Below are 16,729 nucleotides of genomic sequence, written 5' to 3' on the forward strand. Positions count from 1 at the left end.
GCACCCGTGACCGAACGTATTCACGCGACTTACTGGCTGGAAACCGGCGATGATCCGCGGCGTGCCGCCGACGTCATCGCCGGGGAACAGTCGAGCGGCACTTTCGTCGCACTGCCAAACGAAACCCCCGAGCTGAAGGCGCGCTCGGGCGCGCGGGTCGAGCGCCTCGACGTGCTGGAAGCCGTGGACGCGCCGAGCCTGCCCGGCGGCATGCGTTCGGACAGGTACACGCGTTGCACACTCGAACTCTCGTGGCCGATCGCGAATTTCGGCGCGTCGCTGCCGAACCTGATGTCGACCATTGCGGGCAATCTGTTCGAGTTGCGCCAGGTGTCGGGCCTGAGGCTCACCGGGCTGCGACTGCCTGAGTCGTTCGCGGCGGCCTATCCAGGGCCGGCGTTCGGCATCGAAGGCACGCGGCGGCTCACGGGCGTGGCGCACGGTCCGCTGATCGGCACGATCATCAAGCCGAGCGTGGGGCTCTCGCCCGCGGAAACCGCGCAGCAGGTGCGCGAGCTCGTGCAGGGCGGCATCGACTTTATCAAGGATGACGAACTACAGGCCGACGGCTCCCATTGTCCCTTCGACGAACGCGTGAAGGCGGTGATGCGCGTCGTCAACGAGCACGCCGAGCGCACCGGCAAGAAGGCGATGGTGGCGTTCAATCTCACGGGCGATCTCGACCAGATGCGCCGGCGCCACGATCTCGTGCTCGCGCATGGCGGAACGTGCGTAATGGCCGTGCTCAATTCGGTGGGTATCGTGGGCCTGCAAGAATTGCGGCGGCATTCGCAGTTGCCCATCCACGCGCATCGGGCGGGGTGGGGCTACCTCTCGCGCAGTCCGGCGCTCGGTTGGGACTACGCGCCGTGGCAGATGATCTGGCGTCTCGCCGGAGCGGACCACATGCACGTGAACGGCCTGCGCAACAAGTTCAGCGAACCCGACGACAGCGTAATCGCCGCGGCGCGCGCCGTGCTCGCGCCGGTGATGGCGAGCGCCCCCATGCCCGCCATGCCTGTTTTCAGCTCGGGGCAGACCGGCCTGCAGGCCGCCGATACCTACGCTGCACTCGGCTGCGCGGATCTCATCCACACGGCGGGCGGCGGCATCTTCGGACACCCGCAGGGCGTGGCGACGGGCGTCGATGCGTTGCGCGAAGCCTGGTGCGCCGCCATCGAAGGCGTACCGCTGGAGCAGCACGCGCAAAGGCATCCGTCGTTGCGCGCGGCGCTCGGCTTCTGGAAGTGAGCAGCGCGATGGCTGAAACAAACTACGCGCGCTTGCCCGAGGGCCTGCTGCTCGCGTATTACGGCGACGACTTCACGGGGTCGACCGATGCCATGGAGGCCATGACGGCCGCGGGCATTCCCACCATCCTGTTTCTCGATACGCCAACGCCCGAGGCGCTCGCGCGCTTTCCCGAGGCGCGCTGCGTAGGTATCGCGGGCTCGTCGCGCGGGCGCAGTGCCGCGTGGATGCGCGAAATGCTGCCGCAAGCGTTCGCGAGCCTCGCCGCGCTCGGCCCACCGGTGCTGCAGTACAAGGTGTGCTCCACGTTCGATTCGTCGCCCGAGGTGGGTTCGATCGGTGCCGCGATCGACATCGGCACGCAGTCCATGCCGGGAAACTGGTCGCCGATGGTGATCGGCGCGCCGCGCCTGAAACGCTATCAGGTGTTCGGCAATCTCTTCGCAGCCGTCGACGGCGTCGGCTATCGCCTCGACCGTCATCCGACGATGTCGCGCCACCCCGTGACGCCGATGGACGAAGCCGATCTGCACCGCCATCTCGCGCGGCAGACGGCGCGCCGCATCGAACTCGTCCACATGCTTCAGTTGCGCGCCGGGGAGGGCGCCGCACGCGTGGGCATGCTATGCGCGGACGATACCCCCGTCGTGCTGATCGATGTGCTCGACGACGAAACGTTGACAGAAGCGGGCCGCCTCGTTTGGGAAGCGCGCGGAGAAGGGGTGTTTACGGCCTCTTCGTCGGGCCTCCAGTATGCGCTGGCCGCGTACTGGCGCTCGCGAGGCTGGCTGCCTGCTGCGCCGTCGCTGCCCGCGGCGAGTCCGGTCGAGGCGATTGGCGTGGTGAGCGGCAGTTGTTCGCCTGTTACCGCGGCGCAGATTGGCTGGGCACGCCAGCACGGTTTTCACGTGGATCGCATCGACCTCGCGCGTGCCCTCGATCCGCAGGCGGGACCCGCTGAGATCGAGCGGGCCGCAGGTGCCGCTACGCAAGCCATCATCAATGGAAGCAGCGCCGTGGTCCACAGTGCGGAAGGCCCGGACGACCCGGTCGTGCGCGGCTTCGACGAGATTGCGCGGCGCTGCGGACGCACGCGCCAGGACGCCGCCCGCGAGGTCGGCCGCGCGCTCGCGGAGGTGATGCGGCGCACGCTCGACCGCACCGGCGTCTCACGCGTGGTGGTTGCGGGCGGTGACAGTTCGGGCGAGGTCGCGAGCGCGCTGGGCATTGACGCGCTCAGCGTGGCGGCGGGCGTGGCGCCCGGTGCGCCGCTGTGCCGGGCGTGGTCGAGCACCGCCGCGCGCGATGGCCTCGAAATCGTGCTCAAGGGCGGACAGATCGGCCAGGCCGACTTCTTCGGCACCGTGCGCGAAGGGCGGGCGAAGTGATCCGGCGGTGACGTGGTGGCCGGCGGCGCGGTATGGTATTGTCATTACACCAGACGTTTACAGTACCACCGCAATGGGCGAGATCATTCCACGTCGCAAGCTATACCAGGAAGTCGTCGACCGGCTCATGGAACGCATTCGTGCGGGCGAGATCGCGCCCGGCGCGCAGTTGCCGTCCGAACGCGAGCTGATGGAGATATACGGCGTCGGCCGGCCGGCGGTGCGCGAAGCGCTGCAGGCGCTGGAGCGTTCCGGCATCGTCGAGATCGTGCATGGTGAGCGCGCCCGCGTGGTCGTGCCGACCGCTGATCGCCTGATTGCCCAGATTGCCGGCGGCGCGCTGCATCTGCTGCGCACCCAGCCCGACATGCTCGAGCACCTCAAGCATGCCCGGCTCTTTCTCGAAACCGGCACCGCACGCATGGCAGCCGAGCGGGCCACGGAAGAAGACGTCGCACGGCTTCAGTTGAGCGTGGCGCAGCATCGCGCGTCCATGGTCAATCTCGCGGAATTCATCGAGAGGGACATGGCGTTCCACCGCGAAATTGCGAAGATCAGCGGCAACCCGATTTTTCCCTCGATCGTGGAGTCGCTGTTCCGTTGGGCGGGCGAATACTACCAGCCGCTCGTGCGTGCGCCAGGCGTCGAGGAACTCACGCTCACCGAACATCAACGCATCGTCGATGCGATCGCCGCCCGTGACGGCGACGCCGCCGAGGCGGCGATGCGCGCTCATCTGACGCGCGCCAACGAACTCTACCGTACGCAAGGCCGCAATTAGCAATACGGTGGCCGGCCGGTCACTACTCGAGCGGCAGGTGATGCCTTGGCTGCGTCAGCATCGTGGGCTTGAGAATGTCTTCGAGTTGCGCCCGCGTGAGCAACCCTCTCTCGATGACGTTCTCGGCGACGCTCCTTCCCGATACGAGCGCTTCCTGGGCTACCTGCGTCGCATTCGTATAGCCGATGTACGGGTTCAGCGCAGTCACGATGCCGATGGAATTTTCGACGAGCGAACGAAGCCGCTCGCGATTGGCCGTGATCCCGTCGATACACCTCGACGCCAGGATGAGGCATCCCGCACGCAGGTGCGCCACGCTCTTGAACAGGCTGTGCGCGATGACCGGCTCGAACGCATTCAACTGCAATTGACCGGCCTCCGCGGCAAAGCTGACCGTCACGTCATTGCCGATGACTTCGAAAGCGATCTGGTTCACCACCTCCGGAATGACCGGATTGACCTTGCCCGGCATGATGCTGGAGCCCGCCTGCACCGGCGGCAGATTGATTTCACCAAGGCCTGCGCGCGGGCCGCTCGAAAGCAGGCGAAGGTCATTGCAGGTCTTCGAGAGCTTGGCGGCCACGCGCTTGAGCACGCCCGACAGCTGCACGAACGAGCCGACGTCCTGGGTCGCCTCCACGAGAAGAGCACGTCATCATGGCAGCCAAAGACATCGTATTCGGCGATCTCGCCCGCACCAAACTCATCGAAGGCGTGAACCTGCTCGCCGACGCCGTCAAGGCCACGCTCCAGGAGCTGGGCCAGGCCAAGCGCATCGAGGTGGGCAAGGAAAACACCACGGTGATGGACGGCGCGGGCGAAGCGGGCGCCATCGAGGCTCGCCGAGCGGCACGGTTTTCCCAAGGTGCATTGAGGGAGTATGAACAGGCGGCGACGGGCGACGCCGCCTGCCTATGCTCAGAACGATGGCAGCGCCTGCGTGAGCGTGGAGACGAAGCGCGCCGTGCGCGCATCGCGCGGGCGTGCGAAGAGTTCATGCGACGGACCGGCCTCGACGATCGCGCCATCCTTGAGGAAAACGGCGTCGTGCGCGACGGAAGCCGCGAGCCGCAAATCATGCGTCGCCATCAGCATGGTCGTGCCTTCGAGGGCAAGCTGCCGCAGCACGTCGACCACTTCCGCGGAGAGTTCGGGGTCGAGCGCCGAAGTCGGCTCGTCGCAGAGCAGCACCTGGGGCGAGGGCGCGAGTGCGCGCGCTATCGCCACGCGTTGCTGCTGGCCACCCGAAAGCGTGGAGGGCCATGCGTGCGCCTTCTGGGCAATTCCCACTTTCGCAAGCAGCGCGGCGGCGCGCTCACGGGCTCGCTCCTTCTCCCATTTGAGGACCGTGACGAGGCCTTCCATCACGTTCTCGATCACGCTCAGGTGCGGGAACAACTGGAAGTTCTGGAACACCATGCCGGTATGCCGGCGCACCGAGGCGATTTCGGCGTGGGAGAGCAGCCGGCCGCGGCTGAATTCGAGGCGGGCATCGCCCACGCTCACCGTGCCGGAGTCAGGCACTTCGAGCAGATTGATGCAGCGTAGCAGCGTGCTCTTGCCGCTGCCGGACGGTCCGATCAGTGCCGTGACGCTGCCGGCCTTGAGCGTGAGGTCGATGGCCGCGAGCACCTCGTGGTCCCCGAACGACTTGTGGAGTTTCTCGATGTGGATCATCAGCGCCCCGCCTGGAACAGGGCATGGCGGCCATAGCGCGCTTCGAGACGCCCTTGAGCCTGCGAGAGCACCGAGCTGAACACGAGATAGATCAGTGCGGCCTCGGTATAGAGAATGAGGGGTTCGTAGGTCACGGCCGCGATGCGTTGTGCAGCCTGGAAGATTTCCGGCACGGTCAGCACGGCCGCGAGGGACGTGTCCTTCACGAGCGAGATGAACGAGTTCGAGAGCGCGGGCAACGCCACGCGAATCGCTTGCGGCAGGATGGCGCGGCGCAGCGCCTGCGCGCGCGTCATGTTCATCGAATAGGCTGCTTCCCACTGACCGCGCGGAATCGATTCGATCACGCCACGAATGACTTCCGCGTTATAGGCGCCCACATTGAGTGAAAAACCAATGATGGCTGCCGTCAACGGATCGAGCACGATGCCCACGTTGGGCAGCCCGTAGAAGATGACGAATAGCTGCACGAGCAGCGGCGAGCCGCGAAAGAGCCAGATATAGAAACGCACGGCCGCGACGGCCCAGCGTTGCCCGAAGAGGCGAATGAGCGCCGCGCAGAACGCGAGCGCCATGCCGATCGCAAACGAAGCCAGCGTGAGCGGGACGGAAAAGACCAGTCCCGCGTAGAGCAGTGGCCACAACGATTGCGCCATCAAATGCAGCCATGCCGGCATCGTTCAGTCCGCCTTACTGCGAAACGTCTTTGCCGAAATACTTCTGCGAGATCTTCGCGTAGGTGCCGTCGGCCTTGATATCGGCGAGCGCCTTGTCGACGGCCGCGACCAGGTCCGGGTTGCCCTTGCGCAGCAGCACGCCCGACTGGTCGTCAGCGGAAGACGCGTCGATGGCGGCAATCTTGAGCTTCGCGTCCGGCTTGTGCTTCTGGAAGTCGAGGAACGAAAGCGCGTCGTTGACGGTGGCGTCCACGCGGCCCGACGTCAGCAGATCGATCGATTCGTTGAAGCCTTGAACCGGCACGACGTCGGCACCGTGCGACGCGGCGAGCTTGCCGAAGTTGCTGGTCAGCGTGTTGGCCGACTTCTTGCCCTTCAGGTCGTCGAAGGAATGGATGGTCGTGTTGTCCGAGCGCACGATCAGCACGGCGTGCGTCGAGATATACGGCTTTGAAAAATCGTACTTGGCCTTGCGTGCGTCGGTGATCGAAACCTCGTTGATCACGGCGTCGTAGCGGTTGACGTCGAGGCCCGCGATCAGGCCGTCCCATTTGCCTTCGACGAACTGCGGCTTCACACCAAGCCGTTGTGCGATGGCCGTGGCGATATCGACGTCGAAGCCGGTCAGCTTGCCGGTTTCGTCATGGTAGGTGAACGGCGCGTAAGTGCCTTCGGTGCCGACACGGAACACACCGGACGACTTGACCTGCGCAAGTTCGTCGGCAGCGAGGGCCGGCGCCGCGGCGACGACCGACAGCAGAGCGGCGAAAAGAGCGGAGCGGATGGCTTTCATGATTGAAATATTCGTAATGAGAGTTTCGTTGGCGGCATCAGTGAGTCAACGGATTCTACGGTCGGCGTGTCTGCCTGCAAACCAGACACATTCGCTATGCATATGCTCTGGTGGAATATAACGACGGATATGTCGCAGCGACGGACGCGCCGCGCGGGAAAGCTGAGATCAGCGCGCCAGAGCGCGCCGATCGGGGTCATTCGGTGAACGCGAACGCGCCTTCCGCGGAAATCGCGGCCAACGGCAGGCGTCCGTTCGGCCGTTCGCGGGCGCGCAGCGTCTCATTCAACTGTGCGGGGTCGCCCGCGCGGCCGATCGCGAGGGCCGCTTCGATGGCATAGTCGTCCGGTATCGCGAGTTCAGAGCGAATCCGCTCGCGCTCGATTCCTGCCAGTCCGTGCGCCTTCCAGCCGGACAGGCTGTCGAGAAACGTGAGCAGCGTGGCTTGTGGCAGCGTGTCGTCCGTGAAGGCCCTCGGCGACCAGCGGTCGAGGAACTGTCGGTCGATCGCGTGGTCGGCGGTGCGTTGATTCGAGGTCGTCATGGGTATGTCCTGTGGATGGGCGCAAGGAAAGAGGAGGCCGTGCGGGTACGCGGCCCCTCGATGCGACGAGTATAGAAGTGCGCCTCTTTGCGGCTAACGCATTTGTTTTGGGTTGCTTATGTTTATTCACGCGGCCGGGGCTGGAACCGGTTCGCCCGTCTGCACGGCTGATTCGCGCTTCACACGCTCGATGTCGCGATAGCGCGCCGCCGGATGCTCGTCGGGCAAGCGCGCGCCGCCGCCGAAGAGCTTTTCGCGCAAGGTGCCCGGCGCGTAGTCGCGCGGATACACGCCGCGGCGCTGCAACTCGGGCACGAGGTACTCGACGACATGCTCGAAGGTCTCATGCGCGAGCGCGTACGCCAGATTGAATCCGTCCACGCCGGTCTCTTCGACCCACTCCTGGAGGATGTCGGCAATCGTCGTGGGGGAGCCGACGAATACCGGCCCCATTCCGCCGACGCCGCCCCACTTCGCCAGCGCTTCGATGGTCCAGGTCGTGTCGCCGCCCGAGAGATGTTCGACGGCCGAGTGGATCGCATTCGTTTGCACGCGCTTGACCGTGTCGGTGGGCAGGTATTGCCCGAAGTCGATGCCGGTCCAGCCCGACATGAACACGAGCGAGCCGTCGTAGGAGACGTGGCGCTGATACTCCTCGAAGCGCGCCTGTGCTTTGGCATCGGTCTCGTCGACGATCACGGTGACGAGGTTGTAGATCAGCAGCTTGTTCGCGTCGCGCCCGGCGAGCGCCGCCTGGCGGCGCACATCCGTCACGTAGTCGCGTAGCAGGTTTTTCGTGAGCGCCGCGACGAACACACACTCGGCATGCTGCGCCGCGAACGTTTTGCCGGGACCCGATGCGCCCGCCTGAAACAGCACCGGCGTGCGCTGCGGAGAGGGCTCGCAAAGATGATAGCCTGGCACTTCGAAGTATTTTCCCTTGTGGCCGATTTCGTGTACTTTCTCGGGGTGCGTGAACACGCCCCGGTCCCGGTCGCGCACCACGGCGCCGTCTTCCCAGCTTCCTTCGAACAGCTTGTAGAGCACTTCGACGTACTCCGTCGCGACTTCGTAGCGGTTGTTGTGGTCGCGCAGGCCGCCTTGCCCGATATTCTTCGCGCCGCTCTCGAGATACGACGTCACGATGTTCCACGCAAGGCGCCCCTGCGTGTGATGGTCGGCCGTGGAGAGACGGCGCGCGAACGTGTAAGGGTGCTCGAAGCTCGTGGACGCCGTGATGCCGATGCCCAGATGCGACGTCACCATGGCAATGGGCGCAGCCAGTTGCAGGGGGTCGTTTACGGGAATTTGCGCCGCCTGATGCAGCGCGTGATAGTTGTTGCCCTTGTAGACGTCGTAATAGCCGATCACGTCCGCGATGAAGATCGCATCGAAAACGCCACGCTCGAGTATCTTCGCGAGGTCGGTCCAGTAATCGAGATCCTTGTACTGCCACGAGCGATCGCGCGGGTGGGTCCAGAGGCCTGGCGACTGGTGGCCCACGCAGTTCATCTCAAAGGCGTTCAGGTGGATGGTTTTGCTCATGATGTTCACTTGCTCCCGCGTTCCGGTCCGTTGCCGATTTGCCAGAGAAAGGGCGGCTCGGTGCCATTGATGGTCCAGTCGCCCACGATCTTCGCCTTGTAGACGAGCGGATTGTGCGACGACACCGCGCGTGCATTGCGCCAATGGCGGTCGAGCGCGTGGCCGGCGCGGATGGCAGACGCGCCGAGCGCATCGAACAGATGCGTCGCCGCGCGCAGTGCGAATTCGGAGGCGACGATCTGGGCCTGTGCCGAAGCGATTTCGGCTTCCACGTTTGCCGCGCGCTCGGCCTCGTCGTCACCTTCGAAGCGCGCCTCGTAGGCGCGCTGTGCGGCTTCTCCAGTCTGCAGCGCTACCGCTTTTGCCCCATAGGCCCACGAGGCGATCTCGCCGATCACCTGCTGGATCTGCGCGTCGTCACTCACGCGCGGCGCATTGCCGTGACTGTAGATACGCTTGCGGCTGCGCACGAGGGTGGCGGCGTCGCGCCTCGCTGCCTCGGCAATTCCTGCGAGCGTGGCGACGTGAAAGAGCTGATAGAACGCGGTCTGATATTTGAAGCGGCGGCTGAAGTCGATGATGTTGCGGCCCTCGACCGCGGCGTCGCGGAACAGCGTGGTGCCGCTGCCCGTGGTCGTCTGGCCGAAGCCGTCCCAGTCGTCCTCGCGAAGCACGCCGGGCTGGTCGGTCGCGACGGCCACGATCACGTCGCTGCCGTCTTCTTCGCGCTGCGCGAACACGTCGATCCAGTCCGCGTAGAGGCTGCCGGTGCTGTAGTACTTCGAACCGTTGAGCACGAAGCCGCCGTCGCGGCGCGCGACCTTCGTGCCGATCTGGCCGAGCGCGACGTCGCCAGCCTCGGTCCACGCATTGCCGACGAACTGGCCGCTCACGAAGCGATCGAACCATGCACGCTGGTCCGCGCCGGCAGGCACGTTCAGCCAGTCCTCGACGAAGGCGAAGTGGCCGCGCAGCGCCTGCGGCAGGTTCGAGTCCGCTGCAGCGAGTTCGATGAGCAGTTGCGCCAGCTGTGCGATCGAAGCCCCCGCGCCACCGTCACGCACCGGAATGCGCACGGCGCCGAAGCCCGCTTGCTTGAGCGCCGCAATCGCGTCATGCGGCAGCGTGCGCGAGCGCTCGCGTTCGGCGGCTTCGCGGGCGATCTCCGTGAAGATCGGGCGGAAGCGGGCGGCAAGGGTTTCGTAGTCGGCGCCTTGCGAGAGCGCGTCATGGGATCGGGAGACATTCATGCGTTTTTTCTCGGTTGGGGGTGGAGAGAATGCGCACCACGCAGCGAAGGAGAAAAGTATAGAAACCCGCGCGCAGCGGCTCCAATAACGGATTGATGAATCGATATAGGCTTGCCCGATTTGCTCCGGCGCGTTCTTCGCAATGTCGTCGAATCGGCTGTTGCGGCAGCGGATACGCCCTGTTGCTGTCAGGGCGCTTTCTGTAGGGCGCCTTATCAAATGCGGACGCATGAATATGAGCATCGCTTCGTTGGGCTCTCTCCCCCGCCTCGCTACGATGGGCAGCAGTGTCCGCTAGCGATCTCCAACCGGCTAACCCATCGATGTCCGCTCCGATTCTGACTGCCCACTCGATCACGAAGCGTTTTGGCGCGACGCTCGCGTTGTCGCGGCTGAATTTTTCCATCCGCGCCGGCGAGGTCGTTGCGCTGATGGGCGCGAACGGCGCCGGGAAATCGACCTTCGTCAAGATCCTGAGCGGCGTGAATGCGCAGGACGAAGGCACGCTCACGCTCGGCGAGGACGCCTATGCGCCGGGTTCACCCCAGGCGGCGAAGCGTCTGGGCGTGGCGACCGTGCATCAGAGCATTGCCGACGCGGTGGTGCCTGCGCTGTCCATTGCCGACAATCTTCTGCTCGACGAACTTTGCGGCGGCGGAGCGCGCTGGTGGACGCCGCGCGCCTCCCGCTACACCCGTGCAGCCGCGCTGGCCGCGCGCGTGGGGCTCGAAGCCGATCTCACGGCACCGCTCGGTTCGCTTTCTCTCGCCGGCCAGCAGCGCGTGGTGGTCGCGCGTGCGCTGGCTTCGCGCCCGCGGCTGCTGATTCTCGACGAGCCCACGGCCAGCCTTTCCACGAGCGAGGCCGCACGGCTCCATGCGCTAGTGGATGACTTGCGCGCGGAGGGCGTGGCGGTGCTGCTCGTCTCGCATCGGCTCGGCGACCTGCGAAGACTGGCTTCGCGCGTGGCGGTGCTCCGTGATGGCCGCATTGTGGACGAACAGAACGCGCCCATCGATTTTGACGCGGCGCTGGAAGCGATGATCGGCCGCGCCCTGCCGCAGGCGCGAGTCCTGCCACGCACGGGCCAGGCAGGCGCGGAACCTGCATTGCGGCTGCGTGGACTGCGCCTCACGGCGCATGGCGCTGCGTTCGATCTCGACGTGCAGCAAGGCGAGATAGTCGCAATCGTCGGCCCGGTCGGTGCGGGGAAGTCGAGGCTTGCCCAGGTGATATTTGGCGCGTTGCGCGCGGCTGAGGGCGAGATGCGCCTTTACGGCAGCGCCTGGGCCCCGCGCGCGCCAACCGACGCGATCCGCGCGGGCGTATTCCTCGCCGGCGAAGACCGGTGGCGCACGTCACTCTTTCCCGACACCGTTGCGTTCGCATCGATCGCCGGCACGATCAGTTTTCCGTTTCTGTCCCGCTGGCAGCGCGGCGTGGGCCTGCCGCGCGATCGCGAAGCCGCGCAGGCGCAAGACGCCATCGAGACATTCGGCATTCGCTGCTCGGGTCCGGACGACCGCGTCGCGCGGCTTTCGGGCGGCAATCAGCAGAAGGTGCTGCTGGCGCGCTGGCACGCCGAGCCGGCCCGGCTGCTGCTGCTCGACGAGCCGTTCCAGGGCGTCGATGCGGGCGCTCGGGCCGATATCGCCGCCGCGTTGCGCGAGCGAGCCGCTTCGCGCGCGACGCTCGTTTTCGTCAGCGACCTCGAAGAGGCGCATGAAGTCGCCGACCGCATCGTCATGTTCGACCGCGGAACAGTCGAACGCGCAGCCGTAGCGGAACCCCTCTTATCAGCCCACTCATGAGATCCATCACACCCACGGCAGCATCGGACGACGAGTCTTCCACGCGCGACACGACCCGGCAGCGCCGGCACAGCCTCTTCGTCGCGCTCGAGCGCGGCGGGCTGCTGCTCGTGCTCGTCGCGCTCGGCGTCATCTTCACGGTTCGCGAACCCGCGTTTCTGAACGTCGCGAACCTGTTCAGCATCTTGCAGGCCGTCTCGATCGTGGCGCTGCTCGGCATCGGCGTGACGATCACGCTCGCCGCGGGCGGCTTCGATCTTTCCGTGGGCAGCGTCGCCGCCTCGGCGCAGATGGCCGCGAGCTATGTGCTCGTGGTCTGGCACGGCAGCGGCTGGGAAGCCGTGCTCGCGTGTCTCGCGCTGGGTGTGGCGGCGGGGCTCTTCAACGGGTTGCTGATCACGCGCCTGCATGTCCCGGACCAGCTCGCGACGCTCGGCACGCTCTTCCTGCTTGCGGGCCTGCAACTGATTCCCACCGGCGGCCGCTCGCTCGCGACCGGCACGATCCTGCCCGACGGCACCGAAGCGAGCGGCACGTTCCCCGATGCGTTCCTCGCGCTAGGCCGCGCACGCCTCCTCGATGTGGTGCCGGTGCCTGTCATCGTGCTGCTCGTGCTGACCGCGTTCGTCTCATTCGTCATGGGCTCCTCGCGCTGGGGCCGGGTAGTCTATGCGATCGGCGGCAACGAGACGGCGGCCCGGCTGGCCGGCGCGCCAACGGCCCGCTACCGGCTGGCGGCCTATGTCGCTTCCGCGACGATCGCCTCGCTCGGCGGGCTGCTGATCGCCGCGCGCGTGGGCCGAGGCGACGTGAGTGCGGGGCATTCGTTGCTGCTCGATGCGGTGGCGGCCGCGCTGGTTGGCTACGCCGTGTGGGGCGCGAAGCGGCCCAATGTGCCGGGCACGGTGATCGGCGCGGTGTTCGTCGGCGTGCTGCTCAATGGGCTCACGATGCTCAACGCGCCGTATTACCTGCAGGACTTCATCAAGGGCGCATTGCTGGTCGTGGCGCTGGCGTTCACGTTCAGCATCGGGCGCCGGGCGGAAGGGCGCAACTGAGGCCGGCAGACGTCCGGCAATGTTGCGGTTGGCAAAACTACACAATTTAGTCGAGCGGAGCAAATCATGGCAGAGACACTGGCAGGCAGCGAGACACTGGGCGCCGCTCCCTTAACGGAAGCCGCGCACGTGATTGCTACGGATAGCGAAGCGATTGCGGTCGCAACGGAGCTGGCCGCGCGGCTGGCCGTTGGCGCGGCGCAGCGCGACAGCGAGCGGCGCCTGCCGCACGAGGAGATCGAGTGGTTCTCGCGCTCGGGACTGTGGGGTATCACGGTGCCCAAAGCGTATGGCGGCGCTGGCGTGTCCAACGTCACGCTCACGGAGGTAGTCAAGATCATTTCGGCTGCGGACCCGTCGCTCGGGCAACTGCCGCAAAATCACTTCGGCCTCGTCGACGTGATCACGCTCACCGGCAGCGACGAGCAAAAGCGCGAGCTGTTCGGCGAAGTCCTCGCCGGCAAGCGCTTTGGCAACGGCTTCTCGGAAAAGGGCACGAAACATGTGCTCGACCTGAAGACGCGCGTGCGCCGCGACGGCAATCACTACGTCGTGGACGGCACCAAGTTCTATTCGACGGGCGCCCTCTTCGCGCATTACGTCCCCGTGCTCGGGCTCGACGAGGACCGCCGGGGCTGGCTCGCTTATATCCCGCGCGGCACGCAAGGGCTCAGCGTGGTGGACGACTGGTCCGGTTTCGGTCAGCGCACCACAGCTAGCGGCACCGTGACGCTTGCCAACGTGCGCGTGCCGGCAAGGCTCGTGTTGCCCGCGCATCGCGTGTCGGAGCAGCCCACGCTCAATGGTCCGCTCTCGCAGATTATCCAGGCGGCCATCGACGCAGGCATTGCCCGCGCGGCGATCGAAGACACGCTCGCGTTCGTGCGCTCGCGCTCGCGGCCGTGGGTCGATAGCGGCGTCGACCGTGCAAGCGACGACCCCCTGACGATCCGCGAGGTCGGCAATCTGCATATCCAGTTGCATGCCGCCGAGGCCTTGCTCGAGCGTGCGGCGCGTGTGCTCGACGAACTCGCCGCAAAGGGCGAGACGACGGAGGACGACGTGGCGCGCGCCTCGGTCGCCGTGGGGGAGGCGAAGGTGCTCACGACACAAGTCGCGCTGCTGGCCGGCGAGAAGCTGTTCGAACTGGCCGGCACGCAGTCGACGCTCGGCGTGCACAACCTCGACCGCCATTGGCGCAACGCACGAACGCACACGCTGCACGATCCGGTGCGCTGGAAGTATCACCTTGTTGGCAATTACTACCTCAACGGCGTCAAGCCGGCACGTCACGCGTGGAACTAACCCCATCGCACAAACGGGAACGTCATGAAGACATCGATTCAACGGCACATTCGCAACTGCGCACTGGCGCTCTGCACGGCGGGCCTGTTCGGCACGCTCACGGCGGAGGCCGCCGCACTGGCTGGCGCCCCGGCGCCGTTCGACAAAGGCGGCGTGAAGGTCGCGCTGGTCAATTATCTTTCGGAGGGCGACTTCTTCCAGGCCTACGAGGCGGGCGCGCAGAAGCAGGCGAAGGCGCTAGGCATCGATCTGCGCATCTACGAGGGGCGCCAGGACGCGGCAGAGCAGCGCGACCAGATCCAGCAGGCCATCAATCTGGGCGTGTCGGCGATCATCGTCAACCACGGCTTGCCCGAGTCGCTCAAGGATGTCGTGCAGCAGGCGCTCGACAAGGGCATCAAGGTCGTCGCTTTCGACGTCAATCTGGCCAATCCGAAGGTCCCGCAAATCGAGCAGAGCGATAGTGACCTCGCTTCGCTGCTGCTCGCCCAGGCCGTCAAGGACAATGGCAACGCGTTTTCCGCGGGCTATGTGTACGTAGCGGGCTTTGCGCCGCTCGATCGGCGCGACGCCGTCTGGCAGACGTTCAAGCACGACCATCCCGGCATCCAGGAAAAGGCGCGCTGGGGCACCGTGGACAATCCGATCGCGCAGTCGGTTGCCAATCAGGCGGCTGCCGCCTACCGTGCGCATCCGGATATTCGCGTGGTCATTGCCCCCTATGACGAATTTGCGCGCGGCGCCAATCTCGCGGCGAATGAATCGAACGTTGCGAGCAAGGTGCGGATCTACAGCGCGGACATCTCGACTGCCGACATCGAGGCGATTCGCGCGCCGAACAGCGCGTGGGTCGCCACCGCGGCGACCAACCCCGCCGTGGTGGGCGCCGTGTCGGTGCGCGCCGCGGCGCTCGACGTGGCCGGGCAGCCGCTCGACCACCACATCCTCGTGAAGCCCACGCTCGTCACGCGCGACGATCTGGTGAAGAACGATATCCACACCATCGCGGAGCTGGGGGCGAAATTCCCGGCATTCCGGGCCAGCGACGCGGCGACGGCGGCCTGGATTCCCGTCGAACAGTGACCTTGATGGGAGCGCTCGACGTTAGTCATTGCGCTTCTTTCGATCTGACTCATTGGCGCGCGTATTACGCTTTCAACCGGAAATCATCGTGAGCACAGCCGTGGTCCCAGAAGAAGCCCAGATCGTTGTCCGCCCGCTTTTAGCCCATATTGGCGCTGAAATCAGCGGTGTCGATCTTTCCCGGCCCCTGACGCCAGCGCGGATCAAGGCTATCCGCGGCGCGTTGCAAGAATGGCGCGTGATCTTTTTCCGCGAGCAGTTCCTCAGTCATGAACAGCACGTGGCCTTTTCGGCACAGTTCGGCGAGTTGCCCGTCGGGCATCCCGTCTTCGGCCACGTCGAAGGACACCCGCAGATCGATTCGATTTCCAGGTTTCGCAAGGCGACGCGCTTCGAGGGAGAGCCACTTTTGCGACCATGGACAGGCCACTGAACGGGGGTAAGATCACTTGCGCTGAGACAGTGTCATTGAGACGACCGCTTTGCTTCTAACATCAACCCCTGCAACTCCAACGGAGCGCCAGCAAAGGTCATAGCTACGAATACGGTCGGTGCATCGACGACGCGCAATTCTGACTTGGCATATCTTCAGTTTCAGGTGCGTACGGACTCAGTTGCCAAGATTTTCTTGCTGCTGCGAGGTTGTTGCGACGCGTCGAGGTCGTCATGACCATGGACGTCCGCAGCTGATTACTCGTCGGCGCAGGGCGCGCTCGTGAACGTGATGCACAGACCACGTTGCGGCGAGAAAGAAAACTTCACACTAGCCCGAAAGTTTTCCTCAAGCTGGAATCCACCGGACCGGAGGGCATGAAGCGCCGCAATTTGCGCAACAGGGATGCTTCGCCGGCCGGTGTGCGACGCATACGCCAGGTGCCAAGCGCCGCTTCGACGATCGTGTTTGCCACGCCGTCGGGCGCGGGGGCACCTTTGACACTGTTGACGACTGCGTTCGATGCCAGGGCCCGCTCGCGATCATAGTCGGCGATTTTCGAGCTTGCCAGTGGGGCGTTGACGTCCAGGTTGGTCCTGGTAAAAGATGGTTCGACCAATGTTACCCGGATGCCGAACTGGCGCACCTCATGATCAAGCGTTTCAGTCAGCCCTTCGACGGCATGCTTGGACGCCGAATAGAGGCCCATGTACGGGGCGGGCAAGAAGCCAAGCACCGAACTGACATTGACGATCCTTCCACCACGTTGTGCCCGCATCAGGGGAAGTACCGCCTGCGTCGTGCGCAGGATGCTCAAGACGTTGGTATCGAACAGCGACAGGGCCTCGGCAGTCGAAGTTTCCTCCACGGCACCGATCAGGCTCGTTCCTGCATTGTTGACCAGCACGTCGATTCGCCCGGCGCGTTCGATGACGGACTGGATTCCGGCCTTGACCGAAGCATCGTCGCGAACATCCATCTCGACAAGCTCGACTCCTGAGACAGGCACCGCCTTTGCAAGGCTGCGCACTGTGCCAAACACGCGGCAACCTCGCCTCGCAAATTTTTCGGCGGTGGCGCGGCCGATACCCGATGACACGCCGGTCACAACGACAACCGTGGAATTCGACATG

The 16,729-nt window shown here is 65.3% G+C and carries 14 protein-coding genes and 2 pseudogenes; 8 read left to right on the plus strand and 8 right to left on the minus strand.

The annotated features are described in order from the left end of the window. Positions 1 to 6 precede the first annotated feature (6 nt). The 3 genes from AB4Y40_RS18850 (at position 7) to AB4Y40_RS18860 (ending at position 3,420) form a co-directional block, all read left to right on the plus strand. Positions 7 to 1,251 (plus strand): ribulose-bisphosphate carboxylase large subunit family protein, encoded by a 1,245-nt coding sequence (locus AB4Y40_RS18850; protein WP_368689040.1) that lies wholly within the window; start codon positions 7 to 9, stop codon positions 1,249 to 1,251. A gap of 8 nt (positions 1,252 to 1,259) precedes the next feature. Then, positions 1,260 to 2,639: a 3-oxo-isoapionate kinase OiaK gene (gene oiaK / locus AB4Y40_RS18855; protein ID WP_368689041.1), complete on the plus strand. Its 1,380-nt coding sequence runs from the start codon at positions 1,260 to 1,262 to the stop codon at positions 2,637 to 2,639. Positions 2,640 to 2,712: 73 nt separating this feature from the next. Further along, positions 2,713 to 3,420: a transcriptional regulator NanR gene (locus tag AB4Y40_RS18860; RefSeq protein ID WP_069266474.1), complete on the plus strand. Its 708-nt coding sequence runs from the start codon at positions 2,713 to 2,715 to the stop codon at positions 3,418 to 3,420. 22 nt (positions 3,421 to 3,442) lie between these two features. Here AB4Y40_RS18860 and AB4Y40_RS18865 read toward each other — a convergent pair. From AB4Y40_RS18865 to AB4Y40_RS18895, 7 genes and pseudogenes are all read right to left on the minus strand, one after another. Further along, positions 3,443 to 4,063, minus strand: a pseudogene (locus AB4Y40_RS18865) (lyase family protein); the annotation flags it as partial. 275 nt (positions 4,064 to 4,338) lie between these two features. Further along, complete coding sequence (locus tag AB4Y40_RS18870) at positions 4,339 to 5,097, minus strand: amino acid ABC transporter ATP-binding protein (protein ID WP_368689042.1); 759 nt, start codon at positions 5,095 to 5,097, stop codon at positions 4,339 to 4,341. Beyond that, positions 5,097 to 5,774, minus strand: a complete 678-nt coding sequence (locus AB4Y40_RS18875) for an amino acid ABC transporter permease (RefSeq protein ID WP_342922916.1) — start codon at positions 5,772 to 5,774, stop codon at positions 5,097 to 5,099. The genes AB4Y40_RS18870 and AB4Y40_RS18875 overlap by 1 nt, the downstream gene beginning before the upstream one ends. Positions 5,775 to 5,787: 13 nt before the next feature. Then, positions 5,788 to 6,567 (minus strand): amino acid ABC transporter substrate-binding protein, encoded by a 780-nt coding sequence (locus AB4Y40_RS18880; RefSeq protein ID WP_368689043.1) that lies wholly within the window; start codon positions 6,565 to 6,567, stop codon positions 5,788 to 5,790. Between the two features lie 196 nt (positions 6,568 to 6,763). Continuing rightward, positions 6,764 to 7,111, minus strand: coding sequence for a hypothetical protein (locus AB4Y40_RS18885; protein WP_368689044.1), 348 nt, complete (start codon positions 7,109 to 7,111; stop codon positions 6,764 to 6,766). A gap of 126 nt (positions 7,112 to 7,237) precedes the next feature. Further along, a complete protein-coding gene (locus tag AB4Y40_RS18890; RefSeq protein WP_368689045.1) occupies positions 7,238 to 8,656 on the minus strand; it encodes an LLM class flavin-dependent oxidoreductase in 1,419 nt (472 codons plus the stop codon). A gap of 5 nt (positions 8,657 to 8,661) precedes the next feature. Next, entirely contained in the window at positions 8,662 to 9,906 is a 1,245-nt protein-coding gene (locus AB4Y40_RS18895; protein WP_368689046.1) for an acyl-CoA dehydrogenase family protein, read from the minus strand. A 323-nt stretch (positions 9,907 to 10,229) separates the two neighbouring features. On the opposite strand from AB4Y40_RS18895, the gene AB4Y40_RS18900 reads away from it, so the two are divergent. The 5 genes and pseudogenes from AB4Y40_RS18900 to AB4Y40_RS18920 form a co-directional block, all read left to right on the plus strand. Beyond that, the gene (locus tag AB4Y40_RS18900) at positions 10,230 to 11,717 is read left to right on the plus strand and encodes a sugar ABC transporter ATP-binding protein (protein ID WP_368689047.1); all 1,488 of its coding nucleotides are present in this window, start codon (positions 10,230 to 10,232) and stop codon (positions 11,715 to 11,717) included. Further along, complete coding sequence (locus AB4Y40_RS18905) at positions 11,714 to 12,775, plus strand: ABC transporter permease (RefSeq protein WP_368689048.1); 1,062 nt, start codon at positions 11,714 to 11,716, stop codon at positions 12,773 to 12,775. Before AB4Y40_RS18900 ends, AB4Y40_RS18905 begins: the two co-directional genes overlap by 4 nt. 66 nt (positions 12,776 to 12,841) lie before the next feature. After that, a complete protein-coding gene (locus AB4Y40_RS18910) occupies positions 12,842 to 14,080 on the plus strand; it encodes an SfnB family sulfur acquisition oxidoreductase (RefSeq protein WP_368689049.1) in 1,239 nt (412 codons plus the stop codon). Positions 14,081 to 14,104: 24 nt separating this feature from the next. Next, the gene (locus AB4Y40_RS18915) at positions 14,105 to 15,163 is read left to right on the plus strand and encodes a substrate-binding domain-containing protein (protein ID WP_368689050.1); all 1,059 of its coding nucleotides are present in this window, start codon (positions 14,105 to 14,107) and stop codon (positions 15,161 to 15,163) included. 88 nt (positions 15,164 to 15,251) lie between these two features. Continuing rightward, positions 15,252 to 15,590 (plus strand): annotated as a pseudogene (locus AB4Y40_RS18920) (TauD/TfdA dioxygenase family protein); the annotation flags it as partial. 331 nt (positions 15,591 to 15,921) lie between these two features. On the opposite strand, the gene AB4Y40_RS18925 reads toward AB4Y40_RS18920, so the two are convergent. After that, positions 15,922 to 16,728, minus strand: a complete 807-nt coding sequence (locus AB4Y40_RS18925) for an oxidoreductase (protein ID WP_368689051.1) — start codon at positions 16,726 to 16,728, stop codon at positions 15,922 to 15,924. Position 16,729 lies beyond the last annotated feature (1 nt).

Source organism: Paraburkholderia sp. EG287B, from assembly GCF_040965595.1.
In the GTDB taxonomy this organism is placed as follows: Bacteria; Pseudomonadota; Gammaproteobacteria; order Burkholderiales; family Burkholderiaceae; genus Paraburkholderia.

Excerpts from the sequence above, each read along its gene's own strand:
- oiaK (WP_368689041.1), top strand. The coding sequence starts at position 1,260 with ATGGCTGAAACAAACTACGCGCGCTTGCCCGAGGGCCTGCTGCTCGCG.
- AB4Y40_RS18860 (WP_069266474.1), top strand. The coding sequence starts at position 2,713 with ATGGGCGAGATCATTCCACGTCGCAAGCTATACCAGGAAGTCGTCGAC.
- AB4Y40_RS18870 (WP_368689042.1), bottom strand. The coding sequence starts at position 5,097 with ATGATCCACATCGAGAAACTCCACAAGTCGTTCGGGGACCACGAGGTG.
- AB4Y40_RS18875 (WP_342922916.1), bottom strand. The coding sequence starts at position 5,774 with ATGCCGGCATGGCTGCATTTGATGGCGCAATCGTTGTGGCCACTGCTC.
- AB4Y40_RS18880 (WP_368689043.1), bottom strand. The coding sequence starts at position 6,567 with ATGAAAGCCATCCGCTCCGCTCTTTTCGCCGCTCTGCTGTCGGTCGTC.
- AB4Y40_RS18885 (WP_368689044.1), bottom strand. The coding sequence starts at position 7,111 with ATGACGACCTCGAATCAACGCACCGCCGACCACGCGATCGACCGACAG.
- AB4Y40_RS18890 (WP_368689045.1), bottom strand. The coding sequence starts at position 8,656 with ATGAGCAAAACCATCCACCTGAACGCCTTTGAGATGAACTGCGTGGGC.
- AB4Y40_RS18895 (WP_368689046.1), bottom strand. The coding sequence starts at position 9,906 with ATGAATGTCTCCCGATCCCATGACGCGCTCTCGCAAGGCGCCGACTAC.
- AB4Y40_RS18900 (WP_368689047.1), top strand. The coding sequence starts at position 10,230 with ATGTCCGCTCCGATTCTGACTGCCCACTCGATCACGAAGCGTTTTGGC.
- AB4Y40_RS18905 (WP_368689048.1), top strand. The coding sequence starts at position 11,714 with ATGAGATCCATCACACCCACGGCAGCATCGGACGACGAGTCTTCCACG.
- AB4Y40_RS18910 (WP_368689049.1), top strand. The coding sequence starts at position 12,842 with ATGGCAGAGACACTGGCAGGCAGCGAGACACTGGGCGCCGCTCCCTTA.
- AB4Y40_RS18915 (WP_368689050.1), top strand. The coding sequence starts at position 14,105 with ATGAAGACATCGATTCAACGGCACATTCGCAACTGCGCACTGGCGCTC.
- AB4Y40_RS18925 (WP_368689051.1), bottom strand. The coding sequence starts at position 16,728 with ATGTCGAATTCCACGGTTGTCGTTGTGACCGGCGTGTCATCGGGTATC.